Source organism: Nevskiales bacterium (assembly GCA_035574475.1).
Lineage (GTDB): Bacteria > Pseudomonadota > Gammaproteobacteria > Nevskiales > DATLYR01 > DATLYR01.
The window spans coordinates 1-2,309 of sequence record DATLYR010000094.1 but is presented as its reverse complement, the minus strand read 5'-3'; the positions used below and the strand labels follow the sequence as shown (position 1 = coordinate 2,309).

Sequence of the window (2,309 nt, the reverse complement as noted above, 5' to 3'; positions counted from 1 at the left end):
GCGGCCGGCCCGGCAGACGTCGGGCGACTTTTACGATCTGATGGAGCTGCCCGACGGGCGCCTGGGCATCCTGATCGCCGATGTGACCGACAAAGGCACCGGCGCGGCGTTGTTTATGGCTTTGAGCCGCACCCTGATTCGCACCTATGCCTTCGAATACCCCGACCGGCCCGAGAAGGTGCTGTACGCGGCGAACAAGCGCATCCTGACCGATACCCGCACGAACATGTTCGTAACCGCTTTCTATGGCATCCTCGATCCGCGTACCGGAACGCTGACCTACTGCAACGCCGGCCACAATCCGCCCTATCTGGTCCGGGCAGACAACGGCACCGCGCCGCAGGAGCTTCACAACACCGGCATACCGATCGGCATCACCACCGAGGCCAGATGGGAGGCCAGGACGGTCGAAATTGCGCCCGGCGATCTGCTGGTGCTCTACACCGACGGCATCAGCGAAGCGCATAATCAGCAACGCGAGCTGTTCGATGCCCGGCGGCTCCTGGCAAGCATCCAGGCCAACCTGGGGCTCACGGCGCTGGCGGTGCAAGCGGCCATCCTTGCAGCAGTGGACCAGTTCGTCGGCGCGGCGCCGCAATCGGACGACCAGACATTGCTGGTGGTGGTGCGCGAGTGCGGCGACAGCAGGGCCGCCGGGCAGCCCTCTGAAGCGGAGTCCCAGGTCGCCGCCGGGCCAAGCGTGTCCTGAATTACCTCAGGTAGAGGTTTCTATGACCTACCATTCCATCATCGGCACATCCCCCCCACGCCACGACGCGCTCGCCAAGGTCAGTGGCGCGGCGCGCTACCCTGGCGACCTGACGATGCCAGGGACGCTGCAGATGGCGGTGCTGTTCGCCCGCCGGCCGCACGCCCGCATCGTGCGGCTCGACCCGTCGCGCGCGCTGGCGCACCCCGGCGTGGTGGCGGTGCTGACGGCCGCCGACGTGCCGCGCAACGAGTTCGGGCTGATCGCGAACGACCAGCCGGTGCTGTGTGGTGATGTGGTGCGCTTCGTTGGCGACAAAGTTGCGCTGGTGGTCGCCGAGAGCGAACGCGCGGCGCGCGCCGGGTGTGCGCTGATCGATGTGGCGTACGAGGACCTGCCGGTGCTGAGCGATCCGCTGGCGGCGCTGCGGCCTGACGCGCCGCTGATCCACCCGGCCCGCGGGACGAACATTATCCGGCACGTGCGTATCCGCAAAGGCGACGCTGCGGCGGCGCTGGCGCGGGCCGACGTGGTGGTCGAGGGCGAGTTCCAGACGCCCTGGCAGGAGCACGCCTACCTGCAGCCGGAAGCCGGCCTGGCCTACATCGACGCTGCCGGCAAGCTGGTGGTCGAGACGGCCGGCCAGTGGGCGCACGAGGATCGCCGGCAGATCGCGCACGCGCTGGGGCTGGACGAGGAGCAGGTGCGGGTTGTCTACGCCGCGATCGGCGGGGCTTTCGGCGGGCGCGAGGATATCAGCGTCCAGATCGTGCTCGCTCTGGCAGCCTGGAAGCTGCGCCGCCCGGTGAAGATCACCTGGACGCGCGAGGAGTCGATCATCGGCCACACCAAGCGCCATCCGATGCGCTTTCGCGAGCGCTGGGGTGCCACCCGCGACGGGCGGATCATCGCCGTCGAGGCCGAGTGCGTGGCCGACGGCGGAGCGTACGCCTCGACCAGCGCCGAGGTGCTCAACAACGCCGCGCTGTACGCCGCCGGCTGCTACGAGGTCGAGAACATCAGTGCCGATGCGTATGCGGTCTACACCAACAACCTGCCGACCGGCGCGTTTCGTGGCTTCGGCGCGCCGCAGGCGCAGTTCGCGGCCGAGCAGATGGTGGCGCGCCTGGCCGAGGCGCTGGGGATGGACCGCGTCGAACTCCGCGCGCGCAACATCTACCGCGAGGGCAGCATCCAGGCGACCCAGACCCCGCTGCCGCGTGGTGTCTCGGCGCCGCAGGTGCTGGAACGCTGTGCCCTGGAGGCCGGCTGGGCCAAGACCGAGGACGGCTGGAAGAGAGAAGAGATGAGAGCTGAGCGATCGGAGATAGGAAGCGATGCTCTCTCCAGGCTCCAAACGCCACGCTCTCATTTCCGTCGGGGGATCGGCTTTGCCTGCGGCATCAAGAACATCGGCTACAGCTTCGGCTTCCCCGAGCAGGCGACTGCGGTGGTCGAATTGCACGGCGGCGGCGACATCGAGCGCGTGGTGGTGCGCTGTGGCGCTGCCGATGTCGGGCAGGGGGCGCATCTGGCGCTGCGGCAGGTCGCCGCCGAGACGCTGCGCGTGCCGCTGGAGATCGTCGAGCTGGTCGCCGAC

Annotated in this window: 2 protein-coding genes; both read left to right on the top strand. The window is 68.6% G+C overall.

Annotation, left to right across the window (positions count from 1 at the left end; all coding sequences use genetic code 11):
- Nucleotides 1-709: PP2C family protein-serine/threonine phosphatase (locus VNJ47_05440; protein HXG28277.1), on the top strand; the 709-nt coding region annotated here is incomplete at its 5' end.
- A 22-nt stretch (nt 710-731) separates the two neighbouring features.
- On the top strand, nt 732-2,309 hold a 1,578-nt coding region (locus VNJ47_05435), incomplete at its 3' end, for a xanthine dehydrogenase family protein molybdopterin-binding subunit (GenBank protein HXG28276.1).